This window comes from uncultured Sulfitobacter sp., assembly GCF_947499945.1.
Taxonomy (GTDB): Bacteria; Pseudomonadota; Alphaproteobacteria; order Rhodobacterales; family Rhodobacteraceae; genus Sulfitobacter.
Genome location: NZ_CANMQD010000001.1, coordinates 1,408,458 through 1,433,551, shown reverse-complemented (window position 1 = coordinate 1,433,551; position 25,094 = coordinate 1,408,458). Strand labels below are relative to the sequence as shown.

The 25,094-nt window shown below is 56.3% G+C and carries 26 protein-coding genes and 2 riboswitches; of the genes, 14 read left to right on the top strand and 12 right to left on the bottom strand.

The features are described 5' to 3' along the window. The first annotated feature begins 14 nt into the window (after positions 1-14). From Q0775_RS07195 to Q0775_RS07175, 5 genes are all read left to right on the top strand, one after another. Positions 15-2,183, top strand: a complete 2,169-nt coding sequence (locus Q0775_RS07195) for a YjbH domain-containing protein (RefSeq protein WP_298858736.1) — start codon at positions 15-17, stop codon at positions 2,181-2,183. After that, a complete protein-coding gene (locus Q0775_RS07190) occupies positions 2,180-2,884 on the top strand; it encodes a YjbF family lipoprotein (protein WP_298858734.1) in 705 nt (234 codons plus the stop codon). Before Q0775_RS07195 ends, Q0775_RS07190 begins: the two co-directional genes overlap by 4 nt. Before the next feature lie 140 nt (positions 2,885-3,024). Next, complete coding sequence (locus Q0775_RS07185) at positions 3,025-3,264, top strand: hypothetical protein (RefSeq protein WP_298858732.1); 240 nt, start codon at positions 3,025-3,027, stop codon at positions 3,262-3,264. 109 nt (positions 3,265-3,373) lie between these two features. After that, complete coding sequence (locus Q0775_RS07180) at positions 3,374-4,240, top strand: SDR family oxidoreductase (protein WP_298858730.1); 867 nt, start codon at positions 3,374-3,376, stop codon at positions 4,238-4,240. Positions 4,241-4,319: 79 nt separating this feature from the next. Continuing rightward, on the top strand, positions 4,320-5,141 hold the full coding sequence (locus Q0775_RS07175; protein WP_298858728.1) for an ion transporter: 822 nt from the start codon (positions 4,320-4,322) through the stop codon (positions 5,139-5,141). On the opposite strand, the gene dxs is transcribed toward Q0775_RS07175, so the two are convergent. The 5 genes from dxs to Q0775_RS07150 form a co-directional block, all read right to left on the bottom strand. After that, on the bottom strand, positions 5,138-7,066 hold the full coding sequence (gene dxs / locus Q0775_RS07170) for a 1-deoxy-D-xylulose-5-phosphate synthase (protein ID WP_298858725.1): 1,929 nt from the start codon (positions 7,064-7,066) through the stop codon (positions 5,138-5,140). The genes Q0775_RS07175 and dxs overlap by 4 nt on opposite strands. 10 nt (positions 7,067-7,076) lie before the next feature. Next, entirely contained in the window at positions 7,077-7,943 is an 867-nt protein-coding gene (locus tag Q0775_RS07165; protein ID WP_298858723.1) for a polyprenyl synthetase family protein, read from the bottom strand. A 1-nt stretch (position 7,944) separates the two neighbouring features. Continuing rightward, positions 7,945-8,187 (bottom strand): exodeoxyribonuclease VII small subunit, encoded by a 243-nt coding sequence (locus Q0775_RS07160; RefSeq protein ID WP_298858721.1) that lies wholly within the window; start codon positions 8,185-8,187, stop codon positions 7,945-7,947. A 113-nt stretch (positions 8,188-8,300) separates the two neighbouring features. Further along, complete coding sequence (locus Q0775_RS07155; protein ID WP_298858720.1) at positions 8,301-9,002, bottom strand: response regulator; 702 nt, start codon at positions 9,000-9,002, stop codon at positions 8,301-8,303. Further along, positions 8,999-9,508 carry a MarR family transcriptional regulator gene (locus Q0775_RS07150; protein ID WP_298858719.1) on the bottom strand — a complete coding sequence of 170 codons (510 nt, stop codon included), beginning with the start codon at positions 9,506-9,508 and terminating at the stop codon, positions 8,999-9,001. The genes Q0775_RS07155 and Q0775_RS07150 overlap by 4 nt, the downstream gene beginning before the upstream one ends. Positions 9,509-9,672: 164 nt before the next feature. Here Q0775_RS07150 and Q0775_RS07145 point away from each other — a divergent pair, with 164 nt between their 5' ends. Further along, positions 9,673-10,542 carry a branched-chain amino acid aminotransferase gene (locus tag Q0775_RS07145; RefSeq protein WP_298858717.1) on the top strand — a complete coding sequence of 290 codons (870 nt, stop codon included), beginning with the start codon at positions 9,673-9,675 and terminating at the stop codon, positions 10,540-10,542. An 83-nt stretch (positions 10,543-10,625) separates the two neighbouring features. Here Q0775_RS07145 and Q0775_RS07140 read toward each other — a convergent pair whose 3' ends face one another. The 4 genes from Q0775_RS07140 to aroC all read right to left on the bottom strand — a co-directional run bounded on the left by Q0775_RS07140 (position 10,626) and on the right by aroC (position 14,458). Next, positions 10,626-11,573 carry a cyclase family protein gene (locus Q0775_RS07140; protein WP_298858715.1) on the bottom strand — a complete coding sequence of 316 codons (948 nt, stop codon included), beginning with the start codon at positions 11,571-11,573 and terminating at the stop codon, positions 10,626-10,628. A 124-nt stretch (positions 11,574-11,697) separates the two neighbouring features. Continuing rightward, on the bottom strand, positions 11,698-12,291 hold the full coding sequence (cobO, locus tag Q0775_RS07135) for a cob(I)yrinic acid a,c-diamide adenosyltransferase (protein ID WP_298858713.1): 594 nt from the start codon (positions 12,289-12,291) through the stop codon (positions 11,698-11,700). Between the two features lie 9 nt (positions 12,292-12,300). Next, a complete protein-coding gene (locus Q0775_RS07130) occupies positions 12,301-13,275 on the bottom strand; it encodes a DMT family transporter (protein WP_298858711.1) in 975 nt (324 codons plus the stop codon). A 79-nt stretch (positions 13,276-13,354) separates the two neighbouring features. After that, a complete protein-coding gene (gene aroC / locus Q0775_RS07125) occupies positions 13,355-14,458 on the bottom strand; it encodes a chorismate synthase (protein ID WP_298858709.1) in 1,104 nt (367 codons plus the stop codon). A 91-nt stretch (positions 14,459-14,549) separates the two neighbouring features. After that, a riboswitch (TPP riboswitch) is annotated at positions 14,550-14,649 on the top strand. 34 nt (positions 14,650-14,683) lie between these two features. Between aroC and thiB the strand changes: the two genes are divergently transcribed. Genes thiB through Q0775_RS07110 form a run of 3 tightly spaced genes read left to right on the top strand, consistent with a single transcriptional unit; the run spans position 14,684 to position 17,887 of the window. Next, positions 14,684-15,661, top strand: coding sequence for a thiamine ABC transporter substrate binding subunit (gene thiB, locus Q0775_RS07120; RefSeq protein ID WP_298858707.1), 978 nt, complete (start codon positions 14,684-14,686; stop codon positions 15,659-15,661). Between the two features lie 47 nt (positions 15,662-15,708). Then, positions 15,709-17,208 carry a thiamine/thiamine pyrophosphate ABC transporter permease ThiP gene (locus Q0775_RS07115; RefSeq protein WP_298859979.1) on the top strand — a complete coding sequence of 500 codons (1,500 nt, stop codon included), beginning with the start codon at positions 15,709-15,711 and terminating at the stop codon, positions 17,206-17,208. Further along, positions 17,195-17,887: an ATP-binding cassette domain-containing protein gene (locus Q0775_RS07110; protein ID WP_298858705.1), complete on the top strand. Its 693-nt coding sequence runs from the start codon at positions 17,195-17,197 to the stop codon at positions 17,885-17,887. Before Q0775_RS07115 ends, Q0775_RS07110 begins: the two co-directional genes overlap by 14 nt. A gap of 53 nt (positions 17,888-17,940) precedes the next feature. Here Q0775_RS07110 and Q0775_RS07105 read toward each other — a convergent pair whose 3' ends face one another. After that, positions 17,941-18,366 (bottom strand): 6,7-dimethyl-8-ribityllumazine synthase, encoded by a 426-nt coding sequence (locus tag Q0775_RS07105; RefSeq protein WP_298858703.1) that lies wholly within the window; start codon positions 18,364-18,366, stop codon positions 17,941-17,943. A 78-nt stretch (positions 18,367-18,444) separates the two neighbouring features. Further along, positions 18,445-18,601: riboswitch (FMN riboswitch) on the bottom strand. Between the two features lie 64 nt (positions 18,602-18,665). Between Q0775_RS07105 and Q0775_RS07100 the strand changes: the two genes are divergently transcribed. From Q0775_RS07100 to Q0775_RS07080, 5 genes are all read left to right on the top strand, one after another. After that, positions 18,666-19,289 (top strand): FMN-binding negative transcriptional regulator, encoded by a 624-nt coding sequence (locus Q0775_RS07100; protein WP_298858701.1) that lies wholly within the window; start codon positions 18,666-18,668, stop codon positions 19,287-19,289. A gap of 69 nt (positions 19,290-19,358) precedes the next feature. Continuing rightward, on the top strand, positions 19,359-19,970 hold the full coding sequence (locus tag Q0775_RS07095; protein ID WP_298858699.1) for a glutathione S-transferase: 612 nt from the start codon (positions 19,359-19,361) through the stop codon (positions 19,968-19,970). A 179-nt stretch (positions 19,971-20,149) separates the two neighbouring features. Next, on the top strand, positions 20,150-20,710 hold the full coding sequence (petA, locus tag Q0775_RS07090) for a ubiquinol-cytochrome c reductase iron-sulfur subunit (RefSeq protein WP_298858697.1): 561 nt from the start codon (positions 20,150-20,152) through the stop codon (positions 20,708-20,710). A 12-nt stretch (positions 20,711-20,722) separates the two neighbouring features. Next, positions 20,723-22,066, top strand: a complete 1,344-nt coding sequence (petB, locus tag Q0775_RS07085) for a cytochrome b (RefSeq protein WP_298858695.1) — start codon at positions 20,723-20,725, stop codon at positions 22,064-22,066. Between the two features lie 13 nt (positions 22,067-22,079). Further along, a complete protein-coding gene (locus tag Q0775_RS07080; RefSeq protein WP_298858693.1) occupies positions 22,080-22,859 on the top strand; it encodes a cytochrome c1 in 780 nt (259 codons plus the stop codon). A gap of 80 nt (positions 22,860-22,939) precedes the next feature. On the opposite strand, the gene mtaB is transcribed toward Q0775_RS07080, so the two are convergent. Continuing rightward, positions 22,940-24,196: a tRNA (N(6)-L-threonylcarbamoyladenosine(37)-C(2))-methylthiotransferase MtaB gene (mtaB, locus tag Q0775_RS07075; protein ID WP_298858692.1), complete on the bottom strand. Its 1,257-nt coding sequence runs from the start codon at positions 24,194-24,196 to the stop codon at positions 22,940-22,942. Continuing rightward, on the bottom strand, positions 24,193-25,035 hold the full coding sequence (gene dapF / locus Q0775_RS07070; protein ID WP_298858690.1) for a diaminopimelate epimerase: 843 nt from the start codon (positions 25,033-25,035) through the stop codon (positions 24,193-24,195). Before dapF ends, mtaB begins: the two co-directional genes overlap by 4 nt. Between the last annotated feature and the right edge of the window lie 59 nt (positions 25,036-25,094).

Below are 25,094 nucleotides of genomic sequence, written 5' to 3'. Positions count from 1 at the left end.
GCAGAGAGTCACGAATGATCAGGAAATTAGCAATTTCATCCCTGAGCGCAGCCCTTCTTGGGTCTGTGGCGCTGGTGCCGTCCATTCTTATCGCTGATAATGTAGACGGGATTTTCGAGGTGCCAAACAGGCCGTCCTTGAATTTCTATGGCGCTTCGGGCCTTATCGATATGCCTTCGGCTGAGGCGCTGCCTGATGGTCAGGTGGCGATTGGTGTTTCCAACTTTGGCAGTCAGACTCGAACGACCCTGACGTTTCAGGCTACGCCACGGATACAGGCCAGCTTTCGATATGTTGGGATCGATAATCCGAACTTCAGTCAATCCTTCGATACCTACCGCGACCGTAGTTTTGATGTGCGTTTCTTACTGAACCGCGAGAGCCAGTATTTACCAGCGGTGACCGTCGGATTGCAGGATTTTGCAGGTACGGGCATTTACGCAGGTGAGTTTGTTGCCGCGACCAAAACGTTTTCGGGCGCCAGTATTCCAGGAACTGTCAAAGCTACTGTCGGGTTGGGCTGGGGTCGCTTGGGTAGCTCTGGCGGGATCGGTGCGCCCTTTGGCGGTGATCGCCCCGCGTTTATGCCCGGAGATACTGGTGGCGAGTTGTCCACAGATCAATGGTTTCGTGGTGAGGCTGCGCCTTTTGCGGGGGTGGAATGGAACGTAAATGGCAAGTTGGGCCTGAAAGCCGAGTATAGCTCTGACGCTTATATCGCCGAGACAACGCGGGGAGTTTTTGACCGCAAATCACGCTTCAACTTTGGTGCCGAGTATCAAGTGACTGAAGGCATTCGTGTTGGTGCATATTATCTTTACGGTTCCGAGCTTGGCGTGAACGTACAACTGCAATTCAATCCGAACCGCCCCGTTTCACAGCAGCGTATTCCCGCGCCGCGTCCCTATTTCATCCGCCCAAGCCGTCGCGAGCAGCCCGAGGCTTATGATACCGCGTGGGCTGCATCCGAAGTCGAAGGCTCTGTTCTGGTACGCGATGCGTTGGTGCCTTTGTTGGAGGCCGAGGGGCTGACCCTCATTGAGGTTAAAACGACAGCCTCAACCACGGAAGTACGCTACAGCAATGAGCGATATGGAGCTACGGCGGTATCGGTTGGACGGGTAGCGCGTGTTTTGGCGCGTTTGTTGCCAGACTCGGTTGAGACATTCCGCATCGTCCCCGTGGTGAACAATCTGGCGCAGTCTGCGATCGTTTTGCGCCGCTCTGACCTTGAGGCGCTAGAGTTTGCGCCGAATTCGTCAGATGCGCTTTTGGCCGTCGCTGGTATTACAAGTGCTGCACCCAACTTGGCTGGCAGTGCGCGCAACGAGGATCTGTTTCCTATTTTTAACTGGTCTGTCGGCCCGTACCTCACCCAGAGGTTGTTTGATCCGGATAAGCCTGTGGAGTTTAATGCAGGTCTCCAACTTAACTTGTCCTATGAACCAATCCCGGGTTGGAAGGTTGCAGGGCAACTCCAGCATCGTTTGACAAGTGCGAGTGACAGTGACGGTTCCAGCAATACGTCTGCTTTGGAACATGTGCGAACGGATGCTGTTCTGTATGATCAAGGTGGCGCTACGTCCATTACGAACCTCTATGTGAATCGCCAGTGGAAGGCCGCACCAGACGTTTATGCGCGGGTTACGGCAGGTTACCTTGAGCGGATGTTCGGTGGCGTTTCAGCAGAAGTGCTGTGGAAGCCCGTTGGCAGCCGCCTCGCGCTGGGTGTTGAGGCGAATTATGTAAAGCAGCGTGCTTTTGATAACGCACTCGGGTTTCAAGACTACGGCGTCGCAACAGGTCACGCTTCTGCCTATTACGAATTTGGCAATGGTTTCACAGGTCAGCTTGACGTCGGGCGCTACCTTGCGGGTGACGTTGGTGGGACTGTGACGCTTGAGCGCGAGTTTGCAAACGGATGGCGCGTTGGCGGGTTCTTTACGCTAACCGATGTGTCCGCCGAAGATTTTGGTGAGGGGTCTTTTGATAAAGGCATTACAGTCACCATTCCAATGGATTGGTTAATTGGCAAGCCAGATCAGCGCAAGCGGTCGACCACCCTAAGGCCTCTGACGCGAGATGGCGGAGCACGTTTGAATGTGCCGGGTCGTTTGTATGAACAGGTGCGCAGCGGCCATCGAGAAGGCTTGGTCGGGAATTGGTCCGGAGTATGGGAATGATCAAAGAGATTTCACGCCTCGTTTGCGTTGGCTTGATGGGCCTTGTTCTCGTCGGGTGTAGCTCTGAGCAAGGGACAGGGACCAACACGCCTAAACTGGTGTTAGACTCCCTGAGTCAGGTGATTGCGGCTCGCAGAGCTGGACCACCTCAAAAGCTTGAATTGACCGCCGCGCAGTTGGCGGAGATTGATCAGCCTTTGCTACAGATCAATCCAGAATTGCTGGGAGGAAGTTCGTTTTTAGGGCGTGCCACTACGCGTCGTGATTCGGGTCTTGGGACTGTTGAGGTCTGGAATTCGACTGATAATGCGCGGGTTTTCCTGCGGAACGGTGTAATTATCGGAACGCGCGGCGTTGGTGGCGATATGATTTCAGCGGACGCCAATGTGACAATCAAAGCACTGTCTGCAGGGGCAGATCGCAGCGGTGTCAGGACCTACGTGGTCTCGGATGGTGACGTTACGACAACGGAATATCGGTTTCAGTGCAAACTGGACGTTATAGGGCAAGAGCGTATAACCATTGTAAATCAGACATTTAACACAAATTACATACGTGAGGATTGTGTGGGGGGGGTCCGCGGCGATGCTGTATTGCGTAATGAGTATTGGGTGCAGCCGTCCACCGGGCTGGTCCGAAAATCGCGTCAGTGGATCGGTCCACGGGTCGGTTATTTTGAAGTAGTACTAGTCAAAAACTAGGCAAGTATGCAACAGTTGGCGAAACTGCGCCTGTTTTATTTGGGCCGTAGCTTTAACAACGTTGTGAAATATTTTTAACTCGGTTATTCAGACCGCAATCGCGAGTTCATTCCGCTATTTTGATAAACAGGACAAATGACATGATGAAAACAGTTTCTCTTGCCGCACTCTTCGCAGTAGCAGCCTCCGCTTCTTTCGCGGGTTCCTTGAACACCACTTACGAAGCAGAGCCTGAGCGCGAGTACGTTGCACCAGTAACAGGTAGCTCCGGTATCGGTGTTCCAGTTGTAGTAGGCGGCCTTGTTGCAGCAGCAGCAGTAGCAGCACTGGTAAGCAGCGACAGCGACAGCGACACAGTCACACCAGAGATCGAAGACTAAGTCTTCCACTCTGTTCGTTACAATTCGGCCTTCCCTTTTGGGAGGGCCGTTTTGCTTTCAAGGGTAAGGTCTCTTTGCACTAGTCTGATGAAACAACTGGAGTGTTCTCGTGGACAATCGCCTTTTATCCATTGGTCATGGCTATAGTGCACGGGCACTAGCGGCGCGGTTGGTGCAAGAGGGCTGGCATGTCGTTGGGACGACGCGCAGTGCTGACAAGATGGCAGGGATTGCCGCAACAGGCGCAGAACCCGTGCAGTGGCCGAGCAGTGACCTGCGGTCGTTGGTCGCCGAATTCCCAAATATTCTGATTTCGGCAGGACCTGGTATTGCAGGTGATCCGGTGTTGGCGGAGCTGCGAGATACCATTGTTGATGCAGCCCCTCAGGCGCGGTGGGTTGGCTATCTTTCAACGACAGGTGTTTACGGTGATCATAGCGGTGGTTGGGTAGACGAGCAGACACCGCTTAACCCCAGCACGGCACGTGGACAGGCGCGGGTTGATGCTGAGGTTGCATGGCAGTCGATTCGGGACTTACCGCTCCATATCTTCCGTCTTGCCGGCATCTATGGGCCGGGGCGTGGGCCCTTTGCCAAGGTACGCAATGGCACAGCGCGTAGAATCATTAAGCAGGGGCAGGTATTCAGTCGTATCCACGTCGAGGATATCGCCTCTGCGCTGGAGCTTTCGCTCAACGCGCCATCGCGGGGCGCTATCTATAATTTGTGTGACGATAGTCCTGCACCGCCTGAGGATGTGATCGGCTATGCCGCCGAGTTGTTGGGTGTGCCTGTCCCGCCTGCTGTTGCGTTTGAAGATGCGGAGATGACCCCTATGGCACGCAGCTTTTATGCGGAGAGCAAGCGGGTCAGGAATGATCATATCAAGCGTGAGTTGGGCTGGTCGCCGCACTATCCCGACTACCGCAGTGGCCTTGCTGCGATATTGGCGCAGAGTGCTGGTCGCGGCGCCTAAATTTCTCATTTTGTGGTGCCTTGTCGCGCTCCTGTGCACACGCCATATACACCCCAACCTCAAAGAATGCGGAGCCGCTATGACACTCACTCAAAAGTTGACCGCAACATTGGAATCGGACTTTGTGCGGAATACGATTCTCGGGGTGATCCTGTTCAACGCAATTATTCTGGGCCTCGAGACATCCAAACCGATTATGGAGCAGGTAGGTGGCCTAATCCTGTTGCTGGACCAAGTTTGTTTGTCGATCTTTGTAGTTGAATTGGTGGCAAAGCTGATCGCCTATCGCGCTCGATTCTTCCGCGACGGTTGGAATATTTTTGACTTTATTATCGTGGGTATTTCGCTTGCTCCAGCCGCTGAAGGGTTCTCGGCGCTGCGTGCTTTGCGGATTTTGCGTGTACTGCGGATCATTTCGGTCGCGCCAAACCTGCGCCGTGTGGTGGAGGGGTTTGTTACCGCGCTCCCTGGTATGGCATCGGTCTTTCTGCTCATGTCGCTGATTTTCTATATTGGAGCTGTGATGGCGACCAAGTTGTTTGGAATGGGGTGTGAAGTTTGTACGCCCGAGCAGGCTGCAGATTTTGACCTGTGGTTCGGGACGCTGGGGCGCTCTGGCTATTCGCTGTTCCAGATTATGACGCTGGAGAGTTGGTCCATGGGGATCGTGCGCCCTGTGATGGAGGTCTATCCTCTGGCATGGATGTTCTTTGTCCCGTTCATCATGATGACGACATTTGCAGTGGTGAACCTTCTGGTCGGTCTGATCGTTAACTCTATGCAGGATGCGCATCAGGAGGAATCAGTCGCCAGCACTGATGCCTACCGTGAGGATGTGCAAGGAAAGCTGGCTGTGCTTGAAGCAAAGCTCGACCAACTGATTGCTGTGCGCAAGGACTAGGCGGTTTGCACGCCGAGTTTGGCGATGCCGAGGGTGTTGAGGACTTTGGCTTCGATGTGTTCCGCGTTCATGGCTGCGACGGCGTACATATTCTCCGGGCTGGCCTGATCGATGAAGATGTCAGGCAGGACCATTGAGCGGTATTTGAGACCTTTGTCGAACACGCCTTCCTCCGCAAGCAGTTGGGCGACATGACTGCCAAAGCCGCCAACGGCGCCCTCTTCGACGGTGATCAGAGCCTCGTGGTTTTGCGCGAGGGATAGAATCATGTCGCGGTCTAGCGGCTTGGCAAAGCGGGCATCGGCGATCGTGGGTGTGATGCCTTTCGCCATAAGTGCCTCGGCGGCTTTCTCAACTTCTTCAAGGCGTGTACCAAAGGAGAGAATCGCGACGCGGCCGCCCTCGCGAATAATACGGCCTTTGCCGATCTCAAGCGGGATGCCGCGTTCCGGCATATCGACTCCGCGCCCTTCGCCGCGCGGAAAGCGGAAAGCGATGGGGCCGTCATCATGCGCCGCGGCGGTAGCGACCATATGTTTGAGCTCTGCCTCATCTGCAGCGGCCATGACGACGAAACCGGGAAGATTGGCGAGATAGGCGATATCAAAGGAGCCTGCGTGGGTAGCACCGTCAGCGCCAACAAGGCCCGCACGATCGATGGCGAAACGAACCGGCAAACGCTGGATCGCAACGTCATGGACGACCTGATCGTATCCGCGTTGCAGGAAAGTGGAATACATGGTGCAAAACGGTTTCATTCCGCCAGCGGCAAGCGCGGCGGAGAAGGTCACACCGTGTTGTTCTGCAATGCCAACGTCAAAGCAACGCGAGGGGTAGCGCTCCATAAACAGGTTGAGGCCGGTGCCGTCCGGCATGGCGGCTGTTATCGCGCAAATCTTATCATCGTCAGCAGCGAGCTGAACGAGGCTATCGGAATAGACGTTCGTATAGCTGGGTGCGTTGCTGGGAGCTTTTTTCTGCTCGCCCGTCACTACGTTGAATTTGGCAGTTGCGTGCCCTTTATCGCGGGCGGCTTCGGCGGGGCCGTAACCTTTGCCCTTTTTCGTCAACACGTGGATCAGGATTGGGCCAGTGGCGCGCGCTTTGACAGTGCGCAGTACAGGCAGGAGTTGATCCATGTCGTGGCCGTCGATGGGGCCGAGATAGCTAAATCCGAGCTGTTCAAACAGCGTCCCGCCGACAGTCATCCCCTTGAGCATATCCTTGGCGCGTTTGGCCCCTTCGCGGAAGGGGTAGGGGAGCAGGCTCACCGCGCCTTTTGCGGCGGATTTGAGTTCTTGAAAAGGCTCTTCTGCATAAAGGCGGCTGAGGTAGGCGGACATGGCACCGACGGGGGGTGCGATGCTCATCTCGTTGTCGTTAAGAATAACGATCATGCGTTTCTTGAGGTGGCCCGCGTTGTTCATCGCCTCATAGGCCATGCCTGCAGACATGGAGCCATCGCCGATAACAGCAATAGCATCGCCAAGCCCCTCAGGCACGACACCGCCCAAATCTCGCGCCACGGCAAAGCCAAGGGCGGCGGAGATGGATGTGGAACTGTGGGCGGCCCCGAAGGGGTCATAGGGAGACTCAGAACGCTTGGTAAAGCCGCTCAGCCCGTTTTCCATGCGCAGCGTGCGGATGCGGTCGCGGCGCTCTGTCAGGATTTTGTGGGGGTAACATTGGTGGCCTACGTCCCAAATGATTTTGTCGCGTGGGGTGTCGAATACGGCGTGTAGAGCCACGGTCAATTCAACCACACCAAGACCCGCGCCCAAGTGGCCGCCCGTAACGGAAACAGCCGAGACTGTCTCGGCGCGGACTTCCGCAGCAAGCTGGTGCAACTCACGATCCGAGAGTGACTTCATGTCGGCGGGGCGGGAGATCCGGTCCAGTAGGGGTGTGTTCGGCGTGTCGGTCATTATCTTGTCCCTAGCTTTTTCGTGCGACAACAAACTGTGCCGCCTCGCGCAACGTATCCGCTTCCGCGCCATATGGTGATAGCACGTCACATGCGGCGTTAACCAATGTTTGCGCCCGCTCTTTGGCGCCATCAAGGCCAAGCAGTGACACGAAGGTGGCCTTGCCTGCTCTCGCGTCCTTGCCCACTGCTTTCCCAACTGTCGTGGCATCGCCTTCGACGTCAAGGATATCATCAGCAATCTGGAAAGCGAGGCCCAGATCGCGGGCATATTGTCCCAGAGGACCTGTGTTAGCCTGTGCCATGCGTGGCCCAGTGGTGGCGGCCCATTCAATAAGTGCGCCTGTTTTGCCAGCTTGGAGCGTGATGATTTCGTCTAATGTCAGGGCCACATCTGCGGTTTCGGCTGCGATGTCGAGAGCCTGACCGCCGACCATGCCACGCACGCCAGAGGCCTGTGCGAGGGTGGTCACAAGGGCAAGTTTTGCCGCATCAGGACAGGTGGTTTGAGCGACCAGTCCAAAGGCGAGGGTCTGGAGCGCATCGCCTGCCAGAACGGCTGTGGACTCGTCCCACTTGCGATGGACGGTGGGGCGGCCACGGCGCAGATCGTCGTCGTCCATGCAAGGCAAGTCATCATGGACCAGCGAATAGGCGTGCAATGCTTCGATTGCGGCAGCGGCGGGGGCGGCAGCTTGTGCCCCGATCCCGTGCAAGCGAGCGGATTCAAGCACAAGAAACCCGCGCAACCCTTTGCCACCTTCGGTAGCGTAGATCATTGCATCACGGATGGGGCCTGTTGTTCCTGTCAGGGCGTCTTCGATATGGGCTGAGGCCAATGCCCCTGCATCTCGCAACGCATTGGCAAAGCCGCTCATGCTACAGGCCTTCGACGGGTTTCAATCCGGCGGGGTTTCCGTCTGCGTCGAGCGTGATAGCAGCGACTTTTTCTTCGGCTTCTTTGAGTTTTGCTTCGCAACGCGCTTTGAGCAGAGCGCCGCGCTCATACAAGGCGATGCTCTCGTCGAGTGCGACATCGCCACGCTCCAGCTTGCCCAAAACGGCTTCCAGTTCGGTCATAGCAGCTTCAAAGCTCATCTCGTTTACAGGTGTTTCGCTCATGTAATTCTCTCTTGGCATGTGTTGGAGCAAGCATAGGGTGATGAAGCCCGTAAGGCCAGTATCGGGCGGGGCCAATTGATGTGTTTTCCAAAGGGAAAATTCCGTCGCGGCGATTAGTCAGGGGCGAGCATGTATCCCGCGCCACGCACGGTTTGCAAATAGCGCGGTTGCTTGGGGTCTGCTTCAATCTTACGCCGTAGGCGGGTGATTTGCACGTCCACGGCACGCTCTTGGGCTTGGCCGCGATCACGGCCCAGTTCTTCGACCAAGGTGGTGCGGCTCAGCGCTTCACCGGGTTTGGCGGAAAAGATTTTCATCAGTTGAATTTCAGTGGCGGTGAGGCGGACAAGGTCTTCGCCTTGCCACATCTCGCCCCGTTCCATGTCATATCGGATCGTGCCAAGGGTTAGCACTTTGGGTGCTGTGTCTTGGGGGGCTGCTTCGGGAACGCGGCGCAGAATTGCGTTGATCCGCAAGAGCAGTTCCTTGGGCTCGAACGGTTTGGCGAGGTAGTCGTCTGCCCCCGCCTCAAGCCCTTCGATGCGGTTGTCCGTCTCCCCCTTGGCAGTGAGGAGCAGAATGGGGGTGTTCATGGTCTCGCGCAGCGAGCGGGTGAGCGTCAGCCCGTCCTCGCCCGGCATCATAACGTCGAGGATCAACATATCGAATTCAAGACCTGACAGGATACGCCGTGCGTGGGCGGCGTCACGGGCAGCTGTCACGAGAAACCCGTGGCGCATCAGGAACTTTTGCAGCAGCGTGCGGATACGTTCATCATCGTCGACGATCAGCAGGTGGGCGTCTGGTGTGTTCATGATGTTGTGTCTTTCAATCGACCGTAAGTGGCGCGCATCTCGCCATCCATCATCGCCTCAAGGACAGTGCGGAAACCCGATACGGCGTCTGGACCTGCCTCACGAAAAGCGGCTCGCATGCGGGCGCGTTGGGCGTCTGATAAGGTTTGTTCCAATGTGCGTCCCGCTTGCGTCAGGTTGAGGTGGCGTTCGCGCTTGTCCATGCGGCCTACCTTGCTCTCTACCAGACCATCCGCAATCAGGGTGCGCAATACACGGTTCAGCGATTGCTTTGTTACTCCGAGGATATTGAGCAGGTTGTTGACGGTGGTATTGGGTGCACGCCCGATAAAATGAATGGCGCGGTGGTGGGCGCGGCCATAGGCCATGTCGGCAAGGATGCGGTCGGGATCGGCAGTGAAGCCGCGATAGGCGAAAAACATCGCCTCGATTCCCTGCCGCAACTGCTCGTCGGTGAGAAAAAGCAGTGCTTCGCCGCTGGAGGGGCTGGATGCGCGCCTGTCCATGGATTGTCTCCCCAAGAGTAATTGTAGTGGGCAGTTTATGTCAGTGTTGTTGACACTCCAACCCCGAAAGGCTACGCCACATCAAGTTTTGCGTAACTATATGTCAAACGATTACATTATTGCGCAATATATGGAAAAATAGATGAATTTTGAAGGGAGCTGTTATGGCTGGCGGATATGATGATCGGGACGGGCACATCTGGATGGATGGAAAGATGGTGCCGTGGCGGGATGCCAATGTGCATATTCTGACACATGCCATGCACTATGCCTCCTCCGTGTTTGAAGGTGAACGGGCGTATAATGGCAAGATTTTCAAAAGCCGTGAACATTCCGAGCGTCTGAAACGCTCGGCCGAGATGATCGATTTCACGATTCCCTATTCCATTGACGAGATTGAGGCAGCCAAGGCGCTTGTGCTCGCGGACTCGGGTCTGAAAGATGCCTATGTGCGCGCGATCGCATGGCGTGGTGCGGGCGAGGATATGGGCGTTGCCTCCCAAAAGAACCCGGTGCGTATGGCGATTGCTGCTTGGGAGTGGGGCGCCTACTACGGTGACGCCAAGATGAAAGGCGCCAAGCTCGACATCTCCAAATGGAAGCGGCCTTCGCCCGAAACGATCCCCTGCCACGCGAAGGCGGCGGGCCTTTATATGATTTGTACGATGTCCAAGCATGCGGCAGAGGCCAAGGGCTGTTCCGATGCGATGATGTATGATCATCGGGGTTATGTGGCTGAGGCGACAGGCGCGAATATCTTTTTCGTTAAAGATGGTGAAGTACATACGCCCGATCCTGATTGCTTCCTTAACGGCATCACGCGTCAAACTGTCATCGGTATGTTGCGGGATCGCGGTATCACAGTACATGAGCGGCATATCATGCCGGAAGAGTTGGCAGGGTTTGAGCAGTGTTGGTTGACCGGAACAGCGGCGGAAGTGACACCTGTTGGACAAATCGGAGAGCATACGTTTGAGGTAGGTGCGCTGACCCGTGATATCGCCGAGAGCTACGAAAAGCTCGTGCGCGCATAAGAGTCTAAATTTGAATTGGAGCAAGCCGGATCGTAGATTCGGCTTGCTCCGTAGCGAGGCCAAAGGCCTCGCAAATCCTCTCGTTAATAGAGCGCTACTGGATTGATCATAGCCTGTACTGTGCCGACGATGCGCGGTTGTCCCAGCACGAACATGAACTCGCTTACCCCTTCGCGTACAAGGGGCCCGACGTTCATCGTCTCCAGAATGTAGATGCCGTTTTCTTTGAGCAAGGTGACATGGCCGTAAAAGACCTTATCCCCTTCAGGTGCGGGAATAGGCTCTAACCCCCATGTATCTGCGCCCACTGCCATCGGGTTGAGCGACGCGATATAGACAGCGCCCTCGTTGTTCAGTCCGGGTTCGGAACTGCCCCACGCAGTAGGATCATTTTCAATCATTCCCTCTGTCCAACCGGTGTGGAACAGGATGATGTCGCCTTCACCCATGGTCACGCCTTGGGCCTCGGCGGCAGCTTTGATCTCCGCCTCGCCAAAATGCGCGCCTGCGGGCATGACATCGACCCCTGTATGTGCAGCCATATCGATGATGACCGCGCGGCCGACCAGCGGTGGTACGGCATGTGTCCCAAGTTTTGTCAGGCCTGTAATGGCACTGATCTCTTTCTCGTCGAGGCAGTTATAGTAGTGGCCGCCTTCACCAAGATGCCCAAGGCCATCCAGCTGTGAGCCGATCCCGATCCAAGTTTGCAGCAGGTCATCGTTATAGTTCGCTTCATAACCAAATCCTGAAAGCTTTTGACCACCTTGCTGGTTCGGTTGCACCACTTGCAAATTGAGCGAGCGCGGCGGGAAGGCGGGTGTGTTTGATCCGATGGCAATGCCAAGCGGCATGGACTTGCCCTGTTTGATTAGCTTGGCTGCTTCCAATGTCCGTTCTGGTGACACCAGATTGGCTGAGCCGAGGGTATCCTCCGCTCCCCATTGGCTGGTTGATGTGCAGTCCGCGAAAGCGGCACCCGCCCCCAGCGATAGCCCAAGACAAAGTGCCGTAAGTTTCTTAAAAGTCATATCAATCCTCCACTATTGGACAGGCCTGTCCTCTGGTGGGACGATTCGTCCTGTCTGGAAGGTCAGGCTAGCACGGGTTTCCCCCGTGGTGATAAGATTTCAACATACTAAGAAGTATGGGCGCTTAAAAGTCGACACCGCGCTGGGCCTTTATCCCGTTTTTGAAAGGATGTTTCACTTCGGTCATTTCGGTGACCAAATCGGCGTAATCGCAGAGTTCGGGTTTTGCATCCCGACCTGTGAGTATGACACCTGTGCGTTTATGCCGAGCCTCCAGTCCTGCAAGTACGTCCGCGACCGACAGGTAGTCATAACGCATGGCGATGTTGATTTCGTCCATCACAACGAGGTCGTATTCACCACTTTCCAGCATCTCGCGGCCCTTGGCAAAGGCGGCTTCGGCGGCGGCGATATCGCGGTCTTTGTCTTGGGTGTCCCATGTGAATCCCTCGCCCATGGAGTGCCAAGTGACCTCTTCAAGCTTTTCGAAGAACTGGCGCTCGCCGGTTTTCCAAGTGCCTTTGATGAACTGTACAACACCTACTTTTTGTCCCCAACCCAATGCGCGGATGATAACGCCGAAGGCGGAGGAAGACTTACCTTTGCCATTGCCCGTATGCACCAGCACCAGACCCTTTTCAGGGTCTTTAAGCTCGGAGATTCGCTTGCGCTGCTTGGCTTGAACTTCTTGCATTTTGGTTTTGTGGTCGTCGGACATTGTGCGTTCCTAATTTTGGGTGCTTGAGGGGGCGACGCTTGGTTTTGATTTGCTGCGGTCCAGCCCCAGCTGACGCTCGCGCCATATGATTAGCACGCCGCCAGAAATGACTAGCGCAGCACCGATCAAAATTGGGGGAGTTGGCACTTCGCTAAAGACCAACCAGCCAATGAGAGTGGCAAAGATCATTGAGGAGTAATCGAAGGGTGCAAGCATGGAGGCACTGCCAAAACGATAGGATGAGGTGACCATGATTTGCGCAATGCCACCGATAAATCCAGCGGAAATGATCAATCCCAGAACTGTAATATCTGGCCATGTCCATACCAATGAGGGATGCGGAAATATCCACCCCAATGGGAGGCTGAGGAGTGAAACGCAGCTGGCCGTGAGTGCAAAGTAGAACACAATCGCTGATGTGGTGTCTGTCTGGACCAATCGGCGTACGTGGATTTGAACCAAAGCGCGCAACAGCGCAGCAGCGAGTGTCATCAATGCCCCGATTGTTGCGGCGCTTGTTAGATCTTGGCTCGCGGACAAGCGAGGTGCGATTACAATCACCACACCAACCAGCCCCAATGCCACAGCAGAGACTCGCACAAGGCGAATACGTTCCCCTAGAAAAATGGCCGCGAGGATCACGGTGAACATCGGCGTGGCATATCCGATGGCAGTGACTTCGGGCAGGGGCAGGAGGGCGAGACCTGCAAACGTGAGCACCATGGCGGTGGTCCCGAAAAGACCGCGCCAGACATGCCCGAGGACATTATTGGCCCTAAATCCGTCATGCAGGTGCCCTTGCTGCCAGAGCCACAAAACGAGGATTGGTATGGAAAAGAAGGACCGGAAGAATACTGCCTGCCCCGGCGGGACGCCGTCAGAGGCAGCCTTGATCAGGGCGGCCATGACCATAAACAAAAAGACGGCCCCTGTTTTGAGGGCAATGGCCTGACCTGATCGGTTTTGAGTAAGAGGAGCAGCCATATGGATTTAATGCGCCTTGCTCTGGAAAAGTGCAAGACGGGGTTTGGATTTGGATATTGGCAGTTGTCTTAAATTGGTTTTAGCCAATCGTACCGCGGTTTTCACCGACCTGGCCACGGTGCAACAGCAGGTGGTCAAGGATCACACAGGCCATCATCGCTTCGCCCACAGGCACAGCACGGATGCCGACACAGGGATCGTGACGCCCTTTTGTGATGATCTCGGTTTCCTCGCCTGATTTGGTGATCGTCTTGCGGGTGGTGAGGATGGAGGAGGTGGGTTTTACAGCGAAGCGGACAACGATGTCTTGGCCCGTGCTAATCCCACCGAGGATGCCGCCCGCGTGGTTGGACGAGTACTTTGGTTGGCCGTCTTTACCCATGAAAATTTCATCTGCATTCAACTCGCCTGTCAGCATGGCCGCAGACATGCCTTCGCCGATTTCCACGCCTTTGACGGCATTGATGCTCATCATAGCGGCAGCGAGATCAGTGTCTAACTTACCATAAACTGGTGCGCCGATGCCTGCAGGGACGCCGCGTGCGGTCACTTCGATGATGGCCCCAACGGAAGAGCCTGATTTGCGCAGGCCGTCGAGGTAGGTGGCCCAATCGGTTGCCGCTTGGGCGTCTGGCACCCAGAACGGGTTTTGCTCGATCTGGTTCCAATCAAACGCATCGCGGTCAATCTGGTGCGGGCCCATTTGCACCATATATCCGGTGATTTGGACATTGGGCGCGATTGCTTTGATCGCTTCGCGGGCAAGGCCGCCAGCGGCAACACGGGATGCGGTTTCACGGGCAGAGGAGCGCCCACCGCCGCGATAGTCACGGATGCCGTATTTCTGGAAGTAGGTGATGTCGGCGTGACCGGGGCGGAATTTCTCTTTGATGTCGCCGTAGTCTTTGGAGCGCTGATCTGTGTTTTCGATCATGAGCTGGATCGGTGTGCCGGTGGTCACACCCTCAAACGTGCCTGACAGGATACGCACCTCGTCGGCCTCGCGCCGCTGGGTGGTGTATTTGTTCTGGCCCGGTTTACGCTTGTCGAGCCAGTGCTGGATCATCTCGGGTGTGATTGGCACCCCCGGAGGACAGCCGTCGACCGTCGCACCCAAGGCAGGACCGTGGCTTTCGCCCCAAGTGGTGACGCGGAAAAGATGGCCAAAACTGTTGATCGACATGGAGGATCTCCTTTGCCCCATGCCTTAACGGGCGTGCGGCATTGGCTCAAGTGGTTTTGGCTTGCCAATGGGTCGCACTGCTCATAACCATACTCCTACCTCGGGGTGCCATTGGCTGAGATGTACAACAGTACAGACCCGTAGAACCTGAACCGGTTAACACCGGCGGAGGGAAGGTCTGGACATACTTCCATCACCTCTCTGCGCCGCAATTTGGAGGATGCTATGAAGTATCTCACGTTTGCGACTGCAACACTGGCTGCCAGTGCAGCATGGGCGGATACGCCCGAACTTACCGTTTACACTTATGACAGCTTTGTCAGCGATTGGGGGCCTGGTCCTGCGATCGAAAAGGCGTTTGAGGAGACTTGCGGCTGTGACCTCAATCTCGTTGGGTTGGGCGACGGCGCGGCGCTTTTGGCGCGGCTCAAGCTGGAGGGTGCGCGTTCTGACGCGGATGTGGTGATGGGGCTGGACACCTCGCTCATCGCGGCGGCGAAGGAAACGGGGCTGTTCGCGGAGACTGCCGTAGAGGCGGAGTACACGCTGCCGATTGAATGGAACGACCCTGTCTTTGCAGCCTATGACTGGGGTTATTTTGCCTTTGTGTACAACAAGGATTTGGAAGTGCCGACGAATTTTGTCGATCTGGGGGCGGGTGATCTGAAGATCGTTATTCAAGACCCGCGCTCCTCGACACCTGGTCTCGGCCTTTTGATGTGGGTAAAGGCCGCTTATGGCGATGACGCGCCTGCGATCTGGGCTGCGTTGTCCGACAATGTCGTGACAGTGACCAAGGGTTGGTCAGAGGCGTATGGCCTGTTTCTGGAGGGTGAGGCCGATATGGTTCTGAGCTATACCACTTCGCCTGCATATCATTTGATTGCAGAGGAAGATAACGGGAAGGCTGCGGCAGCTTTTGACGAGGGCCACTACATGCAAATCGAAGTGGTCGGTAAGCTGGCGGGGAGTGACCAGCCTGAACTGGCGGATCAATTCCTGAACTTTATGGTGTCGGAGGCGGCGCAGAATATCCTACCCACGACAAACTGGATGTACCCTGCTGTGACGCCGAGCGCGGGTTTGCCTGTGGGTTTCGAGACACTGATGGTGCCGCAGAAAGCCTTGCTGATCTCTTCGGATGAAGTTCCCGCGATCCGTGAGGAAGCTTTGGCCGAGTGGCTCAAAGCCTTGTCGCAGTAAGTCTGATCAGGATTAGTTCAAAAACGGGGATCAGTGCTGCACTTTTGATGTTGGCGCTGATCCTGTTGGCGCTGGGCGCTGTGCTGAGCCGTGCCGAAGTGGGCGCGGGGCTGGGGCCGAGCGATTGGGCCGCTGTGCGGTTCACGCTTTTGCAGGCGGCATGCTCCTCGTTCCTTTCAGTCCTCCTCGCCATTCCTGTGGCGCGTGCCTTGGCGCGGCGGCGGTTTGTGGGGCGGGGTGCGTTGGTGACGCTTTTGGGTGCGCCGTTTATCCTGCCTGTGATTGTTGCGGTGCTGGGGCTATTGGCGGTGTTCGGACGCAACGGTTGGGTGAATGATGGCCTTGGCGCTTTGGGTTTGCCCGAAGTGTCGATCTACGGGTTTCACGGTGTGGCGCTGGCCCATGTGTTTTTCAACATGCCGCTGGCGACGCGGCTCTTGTTGCAAGGATGGCAGGGCATTCCGGCAGAGCGGTTCCGCCTTGTGGCGCAACTTCGGCTCACGCCGCGTGCGATGTTTCGGGCGGTTGAACTGCCGATGTTACGGCAGGTGGTTCCCGGCGCGCTGGCGCTGGTGTTTGTGATTTGTTTGACGAGCTTTGCCGTGGCTTTGACGTTGGGCGGCGGTCCACGGGCGACGACGATAGAGCTGGCGATCTATCAGGCGTTTCGGTTTGATTTTGATCTGGGGCGGGCGGCGCTGTTGTCAGTGGTGCAGCTTGTGCTGGCGGGGAGCATGGCGGTGCTGGCGCTTTGGCTTGTCCCTAAGCTGGGGATTGGCGGCGGGTTGGACCGTATGATGCCGCGCTGGGATGCGCGGGGCGGGGTGCAACGGATGGGTGATGCTCTTGTGATCGTGTTGGCTGCGTTGTTTCTGCTTGTCCCATTGAGTGCGGTGGTCTGGCGCGGGGTGCGGGGGCTTCCGCAGATGCCGTCAGAGGTTTATGCGGCGGCGGGCACGTCGATTTGGGTAGCAGTGGCGAGTATTGTTGTGCTGCTGCTTCTGGCGCTGCCGATGGCGGGGTGGATTGCAGGGCGCAGCGGGGGCAGTGTGGAGGCGATTGGCCTGTTGGGGCTGTCGGCCTCGCCGCTGATGATCGGGACGGGATGGTTTATTCTAATTAACCCTTACGCCGACCCGTTTGATTTTGCGCTGGTGGTCACGGTTGCGGTAAATGTGATGATGGCGCTACCCTTTGCTCTGCGCATTCTTGTGCCGCCAATGCGCGATGCGGTGGCGCAGTACGGACGGCTGAGTATGATGCTTGGCGTGCGTGGCTGGCGGCTCTGGCGCGTGGTGCTGATCCCTAGATTGCGTGCGCAGATCGGGTTCGCGGCGGGGCTGACGGGGGCGCTGTCGATGGGGGATCTGGGTGTGATTGCGCTGTTTGCAGATCCCGATCGGGTGACATTGCCCTTGCAGATGGAGCGGCTGATGGGGGCATACCGCATGGATGCGGCGGCTGGGGCGGCGCTGGTGCTATTGGCGCTGAGTTTGGGGATATTCTGGATATGCGACAAGGGAGGGCGCTGGCGTGCTGAAGCTTGAGGACGCGCTGATTGCGCAGGGCGATTTCCAGATGCGCGCGGATTTCACGCTTGAGGCGGGGCGCAAATATGCGGTGATCGGGCCGTCGGGTGCTGGGAAATCGACGCTGCTGGCGGCGCTGTGCGGGTTTGTACCTTTGGCGGCGGGGCGGATGTATTGGGGGGATCGTGATATTACGGAAGCCTCACCCGATGCGCGACCCATGACGATGCTGTTTCAGGACAACAATTTGTTTCCGCATTTAAGTGTGTTGCAGAATGTCGGATTGGGGCTGCGTCCCGATTTGCGATTGAATGAAACCGAACGCGAGCAGGTTGAGCGCGCCTTGGGACGTGTTGATCTGGCGCAATTTGCTGATGTGAAACCGGGTCAGTTGTCAGGTGGTCAGCAAAGCCGCGTGGCGCTGGCACGTGTGTTAGTGCAGGCGCGACCGCTGGTTCTGTTGGATGAGCCGTTTGCCGCACTTGGCCCTGCGCTGCGAAACGAGATGCTTGATCTGGTACAGGATACCATTGCGCAAACGAGGGCTGCGCTGGTGATGGTGACTCATGCGCCAGAGGACGTGCGACGCATTGCGGATGAGGTCATTTTTGTCGAAGGAGGCCGCGCTCATGCGCCCCGTCCGGCGGCAGCGTTAATGGATGATCCACCGCCAGAGTTAAGAGCGTATTTGGGCTAGGGCGCGGCGGAGTTTATGAAAAATTCCGATCGGTTTCTTTCAAAGAAAGCGGGTCAGGTCACGATCGCCAAAGCAGCGCGGGCAGCTTCACGCCCCTTCTCGATGAAATGTGCGCGGTAGATTGCGTTGTGGTGATCTGTCTCCTGATACTGGTGCGGGGTCAGCGATACGGATAGGATGGGGATACCCGTATCAAGGCCTACGCGCATGAGGCCATCAACAACAGCAGCGGCGACGAAATCGTGCCGGTATATGCCGCCATCGACGACAAATGCGGCACAGATGATGGCGTCGTACTTCCCTGTTTTGGCGAGTTGTTGCGCTTTGAGCGGCATCTCAAATGCGCCGGGGACATCGAACACGTCTGTCCGCGCATCGGGTGTCATTTCGACAAAGCCGTCGTAGGCGCGGTCAACGATATCGGCGTGCCATTGCGCTTTTACAAAAGCGAAGCGGGTCGTTGGGGTGTCTGTCATCATGATCTCCTTTAGGTTCTAACAGTCCACCCAAGGCGATCACAGGCCATCGGCCGCACCTGTCGAGGTGACGCCAAAACCCTGCATTCTCTTCCATCCGGACTTTAACCGTCGGCTCCGGCCTCTCACCGGATCTGCTTGACCCTGCCTCCCTTTGAAAAGAAGCAAGCGCTCGCGGGCTCGGAGGTCAGACCTCCATACCGCCGGTGGGGAATTTCACCCCGCCCTGAGAATGGGTGCAGATTGCCAAGTGGGGGCTTGGTCTGCAATAGCTTATCGCATCAATTGTTCAGGAGGGCGCGATGCACCCCAATCAAGTATTTCATGATGTGGATACGGCGAAGAATATCGCTTTTGCGCGCAAGCGTGCTTTTGGTGTGCTCGCCCTTAATGGTGAGGATGGCCCATTGATCAGCCATATCCCTTTTTTGCTGGGCGATGATGCGACCACGGTGGACCTGCATCTGGTTCGCTCTAATCCTATTGCGCGGATGGGTGCAGGTTCTCATGCGGCAAAGATACTGGTGTCTGGGCCGGACAGCTATGTCTCGCCCGACTGGTACGCGGTGCAGGACCAAGTGCCGACATGGAATTACATCGCGGTGCATTTGACCGGCACGTTGGAACGACTGCCGCAGGAGGTCATGCACGATATGCTGGATCGCCAGTCGGCTGCTTATGAACAACAGCTTCATCCCAAAAAACCGTGGACCACGGGCAAGATGACTCCCGAGGTGCTGGAAAAGATGATGCGAATGATTGTGCCTTTTCGGTTTAAAGTGACCGGCGTGGACGGGACATGGAAGCTGGGCCAGAATAAGGTGGAAGCGGTGAGGATATCGGCGGCGGAGCAGATGGCAGCGCACGGCATCGGGAGTGAAATTGAAACGATTGCGGCCATGATGCGTGATCTGGATCATATCTAGCGCAAGGTTGCTTTGGCCCGCAATCAGGTGAAGAGTGGCACACACAATGTTCATTACAGGAATATCGATATGAAGCTCTACTACGCCCCTACATCGCCCTACGTGCGCAAAGTGATGATTCTGCTCGAAGAGACAGGGCAGCGGGATGATGTGGAACTAATCAATGTCGCCACCACGCCAGTTGCTGCCGATCCAGCGCTATTGGCAAAAAATCCGCTGGCCAAAGTTCCGGCGCTGGAACGGCCAGACGGGCCGACACTTTATGACAGCCGTGTGATCACTGCCTACCTCGATGCGCGCAGCGGTGATAAGCTCTACCCGGCCGGGTCGCGGCGCTGGGATACGCTGACACTTGAAGCGACGGCAGATGGTATTTTGGATGCGGCGCTGTTGATGACATACGAGATGCGGTTGCGCCCTGAGGAGAAGCGGATGGAAGAGTGGGTCGACGGGCAGTGGAGCAAGATTGCACGCAGTGTTGCTGCCCTCAACACACGTTGGATGAGTCATTTGAACGGTCCGCTGGATATGGGCCAGATCGCCGTGGGGTGCGCGTTGGCCTATGTGGACTTCCGTCACGGTGCGCGGGATTGGCGAAAAGGGAATGACGGGCTGGCCGCGTGGTTCGAGAGTTTCGAATCGCGGCCATGGATGCAGTCCACGGTCCCGCCAGCGGCATAAAAGTTACCAAACTAGATCAAAACAGCCGTGATAATTGGCAACTGCGACGGTTTGCGCAGCTAAACCATCTGGACGGCTGTGCTATTCCGATCTAGATACCGCAGCAATGGCCGACGCCTTGATTAAGTGCGTCACAATACCTATTGGCCGAATTCCGGCCCTAATACGGAGAAACCGACGTGTCACAAGCTGATGATACCGCAGGCAACCGGAGGGACTTCCTCTATTACGCGACCGCAGGCACTGGTGCCGTGGCCGTAGGTGCTGCCGTTTGGCCACTGGTCAACCAGATGAACCCTTCCGCCGATGTTCTGGCGCTCTCTTCCATCCGCGTGGATGTTAGCGGTGTCGAGCCAGGCTCTCAGTTGACTGTGAAATGGCTGGGCAAACCTGTATTCATCCGTCGCCGTACACCAGAAGAGATTGAAGCGGGCCGCGCGGTCGAGCTTTCTGATCTGCCAGATCAAGGTGCGGAGAATGCAAACATTGCAGCAGACGCCACCGCAGCTGACGAAAATCGGACGATGGACGAGGCCGGTGAGTGGCTTGTCATGATGGGTGTGTGTACGCACCTCGGTTGTGTTCCGCTTGGCGATGCTGGTGACTTTGGTGGCTGGTTCTGCCCGTGCCACGGTTCCCACTATGATACTGCGGGCCGCATCCGCAAAGGCCCCGCGCCGTTGAACCTGCCCATCCCACCGGCAGAGTTCCTCGACGATTCCACAATTAAACTCGGTTAAAGGAACAAACTTATGTCTGGAATTCCTCACGACCATTATGAGCCAAAGACGAAAGGCGAGAAGTGGATTCACTCGCGCCTGCCGATTGTTGGGCTCATGTATGACACATTGATGATCCCCACGCCCAAGAACCTGAACTGGATGTGGATTTGGGGCATCGTACTGACTTTCTGCTTGGTACTTCAAATCATCACAGGTATCGTTCTCGCGATGCACTACAACCCGTCTGTTGATGGTGCGTTCGCATCTATCGAGCATATTATGCGTAACGTGAACGGTGGCCATATGTTGCGCTACATCCATATGAATGGCGCATCGCTGTTCTTTATCGCAGTGTATGCCCACATTTTCCGCGGTCTGTACTACGGCTCTTACAAGGCGCCACGTGAGATCACATGGATCATCGGGATGATCATCTATCTTTTGATGATGGCGACTGCTTTCATGGGTTACGTCCTTCCATGGGGTCAGATGTCCTTCTGGGGCGCGACTGTTATCACAGGTCTGTTTGGTGCCGTGCCATTTGTTGGCGAAGCGATCCAGACGTTGCTGCTTGGCGGTCCTGCCGTTGATAACGCAACGCTCAACCGCTTCTTCTCGTTGCACTACCTTCTGCCGTTTGTGATTGCGGGTCTTGTGATTTTGCACATCTGGGCTTTCCACACCACGGGTAACAATAACCCGACTGGTGTTCCCGTGCGCACAACGTCCAAGGAAGAAGCAGAGAAAGACACGCTGCCGTTCTGGCCATACTTCGTGATCAAGGATTTGTTTGCATTGGCGGTTATTCTGGTCGTGTTCTTTGCGGTAGTTGGCTTTATGCCAAACTACCTTGGTCACCCAGATAACTACATCGAAGCGAACGCGCTCGCGACACCTGCACACATCGTTCCTGAATGGTATTTCTTGCCCTTCTATGCGATTCTGCGGGCCTTTACTGCTGAAGTATGGGTTGTTCAAATTGCGTCCTTCCTGACGGGCGGCATCGTTAACGCCACATTCTTTGGTGTACTTGCGATGTTTGGTTCCATCGGCGTTATGGCAGCTGTGCCATGGCTCGATACAAGCCGCGTTCGTTCCGGCCGTTACCGCCCAATGTTCAAGTGGTGGTTCTCGTTGCTGGTTGTCGACTTCTTCGTCCTGATGTGGGTCGGCGCTATGCCTGCCGAAGAGCCATACGCGACAATTTCGTTGCTCGCGACGACCTACTGGTTCGCTTACTTCCTGGTCATCTTGCCGCTTTTGGGTGTGATCGAGAAGCCTGATGCACAGCCGGAAACCATCGAAGAAGACTTTAATGCGCATTATGCGCCAAAAGTCGGCGGCACGACCACCATCGTGAACCCCGCGGAGTAAACCAGAGATGAATATGATCAAAACAATACTCCTCAGCGCGCTTGTTGCGTTTACTGCTCCCGCCGCATTTGCGGCGGGCGAGAAGGGGGCACCGATCGAGAATATCGATTTCTCCTTTGACGGTCCATTTGGCACCTATGACGTGAACCAGCTTCAGCGCGGCCTCCAAGTCTACACCGAAGTTTGCTCAGCCTGTCATGGCCTGAAGTATGTGCCGTTGCGGACACTGGGCGATGACGGCGGCCCTATGCTGCCCGAAGAGCAAGTGATCGAGTATTCCAAGCAATGGGAAGTTTTCGACGCCGATCTGGATGATTTCCGTGAAGCGACACCAGTAGATCACTTTCCTGCGTCGGGCCTTGCGACTGCGCCTGACCTGTCTTTGATGGCGAAAAAGCGCAAAGCCTTTTCTGGCCCCTACGGTCTGGGTATCAACCAGCTTCTGTACGGTTTTGGTGGTGCGGAATACATCACGGCATTGCTGCATGGCTATACGGGTGAAGAGAAAACCCAAGCTGGCGTGACGCTTTACGAAAACAAGTATTTCGAGGGTGGTTGGCTTGCTATGGGTCCACCGCTTTATGATGAAGCTGTTGAGTATGCCGACGGTTCGTCAAATAGCGTAGAAGCTATGGCAGAAGACGTATCTGCATTCTTGATGTGGACAGCCGAGCCAAAGATGGCAGCACGCAAGCAGGCTGGCTTTGCTGGTGTATTGTTTCTTACGTTGATGTCGGTTCTTTTGTACCTCACCAACAAGCGCCTCTGGTCCACAGTCAAACACAAAGACTGAACCCTGTAGGTTAGAAATTGCAAAGGCCCGCAGATCCTAATCTGCGGGCCTTTTGCGTATCTGGTCATCAGAAAGTGAATTTATCCCGCAATAAGCTGGATACCGTCACAACCAATGATTTTCGTTACGACAATCGCTCCCTCGGTTTGGGGCGTATCGAAACGAACTTCTGCAAATTGCGCAGTACGACCCATGCGAGGATTCTCCATGAGGACGCTGTGAGTCTGTCCGATCTGTTGCGCCAAATGCCGTTGGACCTGTTCATCACCAGCGGCGCGAAGTTGTGCAGCGCGGGCCTTGATCACGGTGCCGTTTACAGGAGGCATACGGGCGGCGGGCGTGCCTTCGCGCGCGGAATAGGGGAAGACGTGCATCCACGTCAGATCACACTCTTCCAACAGCTTGAGCGAGTTCTGGAACATCTCATCCGTCTCGGTCGGGAAGCCTGCGATGATGTCAGCGCCAAAGGTCATGTCGGGGCGAAGTTTGCGTGCCTCGGTGCAAAAGGCGATGGCATCGTCGCGCATGTGGCGGCGTTTCATCCGTTTGAGAATCATATCGTCGCCGTGTTGTAGCGATAGGTGTAGGTGGGGCATCAGGCGCGGCTCGGTGGCGATGGCCTGCATGAGGTTCTCATCAACCTCGATGGAATCGATCGAGCTGATCCTGAGGCGGCGCAGGTCTGGTACCAGCTTGAGGATGCGCATGACCAGATCGCCCAATCGTGGCGTAGCAGGCAAGTCAGCGCCCCATGAGGTAAGATCGACCCCTGTGAGGACAACTTCGTTAAAGCCTTTGTCCACCAGCCGCTTGATCTGGTCCACGACCACCCCCGCAGGCACAGAGCGGGAGTTTCCGCGACCGTAAGGGATGATGCAAAAGGTGCAGCGGTGATCACAGCCGTTCTGGACCTGAACATAGGCGCGGCTGCGCGTGCCGAACCCGTCGATCAGGTGGCCTGCTGTCTCGGTCACGGACATGATGTCGTCTACCTGAAGCGCCTCTGTCTCACCGATGAAATCAGCGGCCAACCCCTGCCATGTCGCGCCAAGCATCTTTTCGGTGTTGCCGATCACCGCGTCCACTTCGGGCATGGCGGTGAAAGTGGCGGGTTCTGTTTGCGCAGCGCAGCCTGTCACGATCAGGCGGGCGTTTGGATTTGCTTTGCGTAGCTTGCGAATGTCCTGACGCGCTTTGCGCACAGCCTCGGCTGTGACAGCACAGGTGTTGATCACCACGGCATCGCGGAGGCCAGCCCCATCGGCCAGCTCCTTCATCGCCTCAAGTTCGTATTGATTGAGGCGACAGCCGTGGTTGGAGAAGATCGGGGCACTCATCCGCAATTCTCGATGAATTGAGCGGTGAGGATGCCATCGGCGACATGCATTGTGGGACCTGTCATCCAGACGCCGTCCTCGCGCCAGTCTATGTGTAAGGTGCCACCGTCAAGGTCAATGCGCACACTGCGCCCTGTGAGGCCCCTACGGGCGGCTGCGACAACCGTGGCGCAACTGGATGAGCCTGAGGCCATGGTGATGCCCACGCCCCGCTCCCAGACCCGCATGCGGATGTGATTCGGCCCAACGATTTGGGCGATTTGGACATTGGTCCGCTCTGGGTAGAAGGAATGATGCTCGTGCGCTGCACCAAACTCGGCGAGGTTGATCGCGTCGACGTCGTCCACAAAGAAAGTGCAATGCGGGTTGCCCATGCCTGTCGCCACGGGCGCGCCCTCAATTGGGAGAGAAAGGGTATCCATCGCCTCGACCAGTGGAACTTCGGACCAGTCGAGTTGGGGTTGGCCCATGTTCACGGAAGTGAGGCCGTTACCCGAATCTCTTGCGTATAAATCGCCGCGATCGGTGGTCAGGTGTAGGGTTTGCGCCCCTTCAGTGTCCATCAGGTAGCGTGCGATGCAGCGTGTCGCATTGCCGCACGCGCCGGAGGTAGAGCCGTCCGCGTTATAGAAAGTGAGGTGCGCATCACCGGTCCCATTGGAAATAACAGCCAATTGATCGAAACCGATTCCCGTCTGGCGGTGGGCAATTCCGCGCACGAGCCCTTGTGATAAGGGGATTTCACGCGTGCGCGCGTCCGCAACGACGAAGTCATTGCCAAGCCCGTGCATTTTCATGAAGGGCAAAGAGGAGGGTGCTTTTAGGCTCATTCTGCGCATATAGCGGTAGCGCTACATTTATTCCAGCAGTGCGAGGTAATTTGATGCGTTATGGGGTT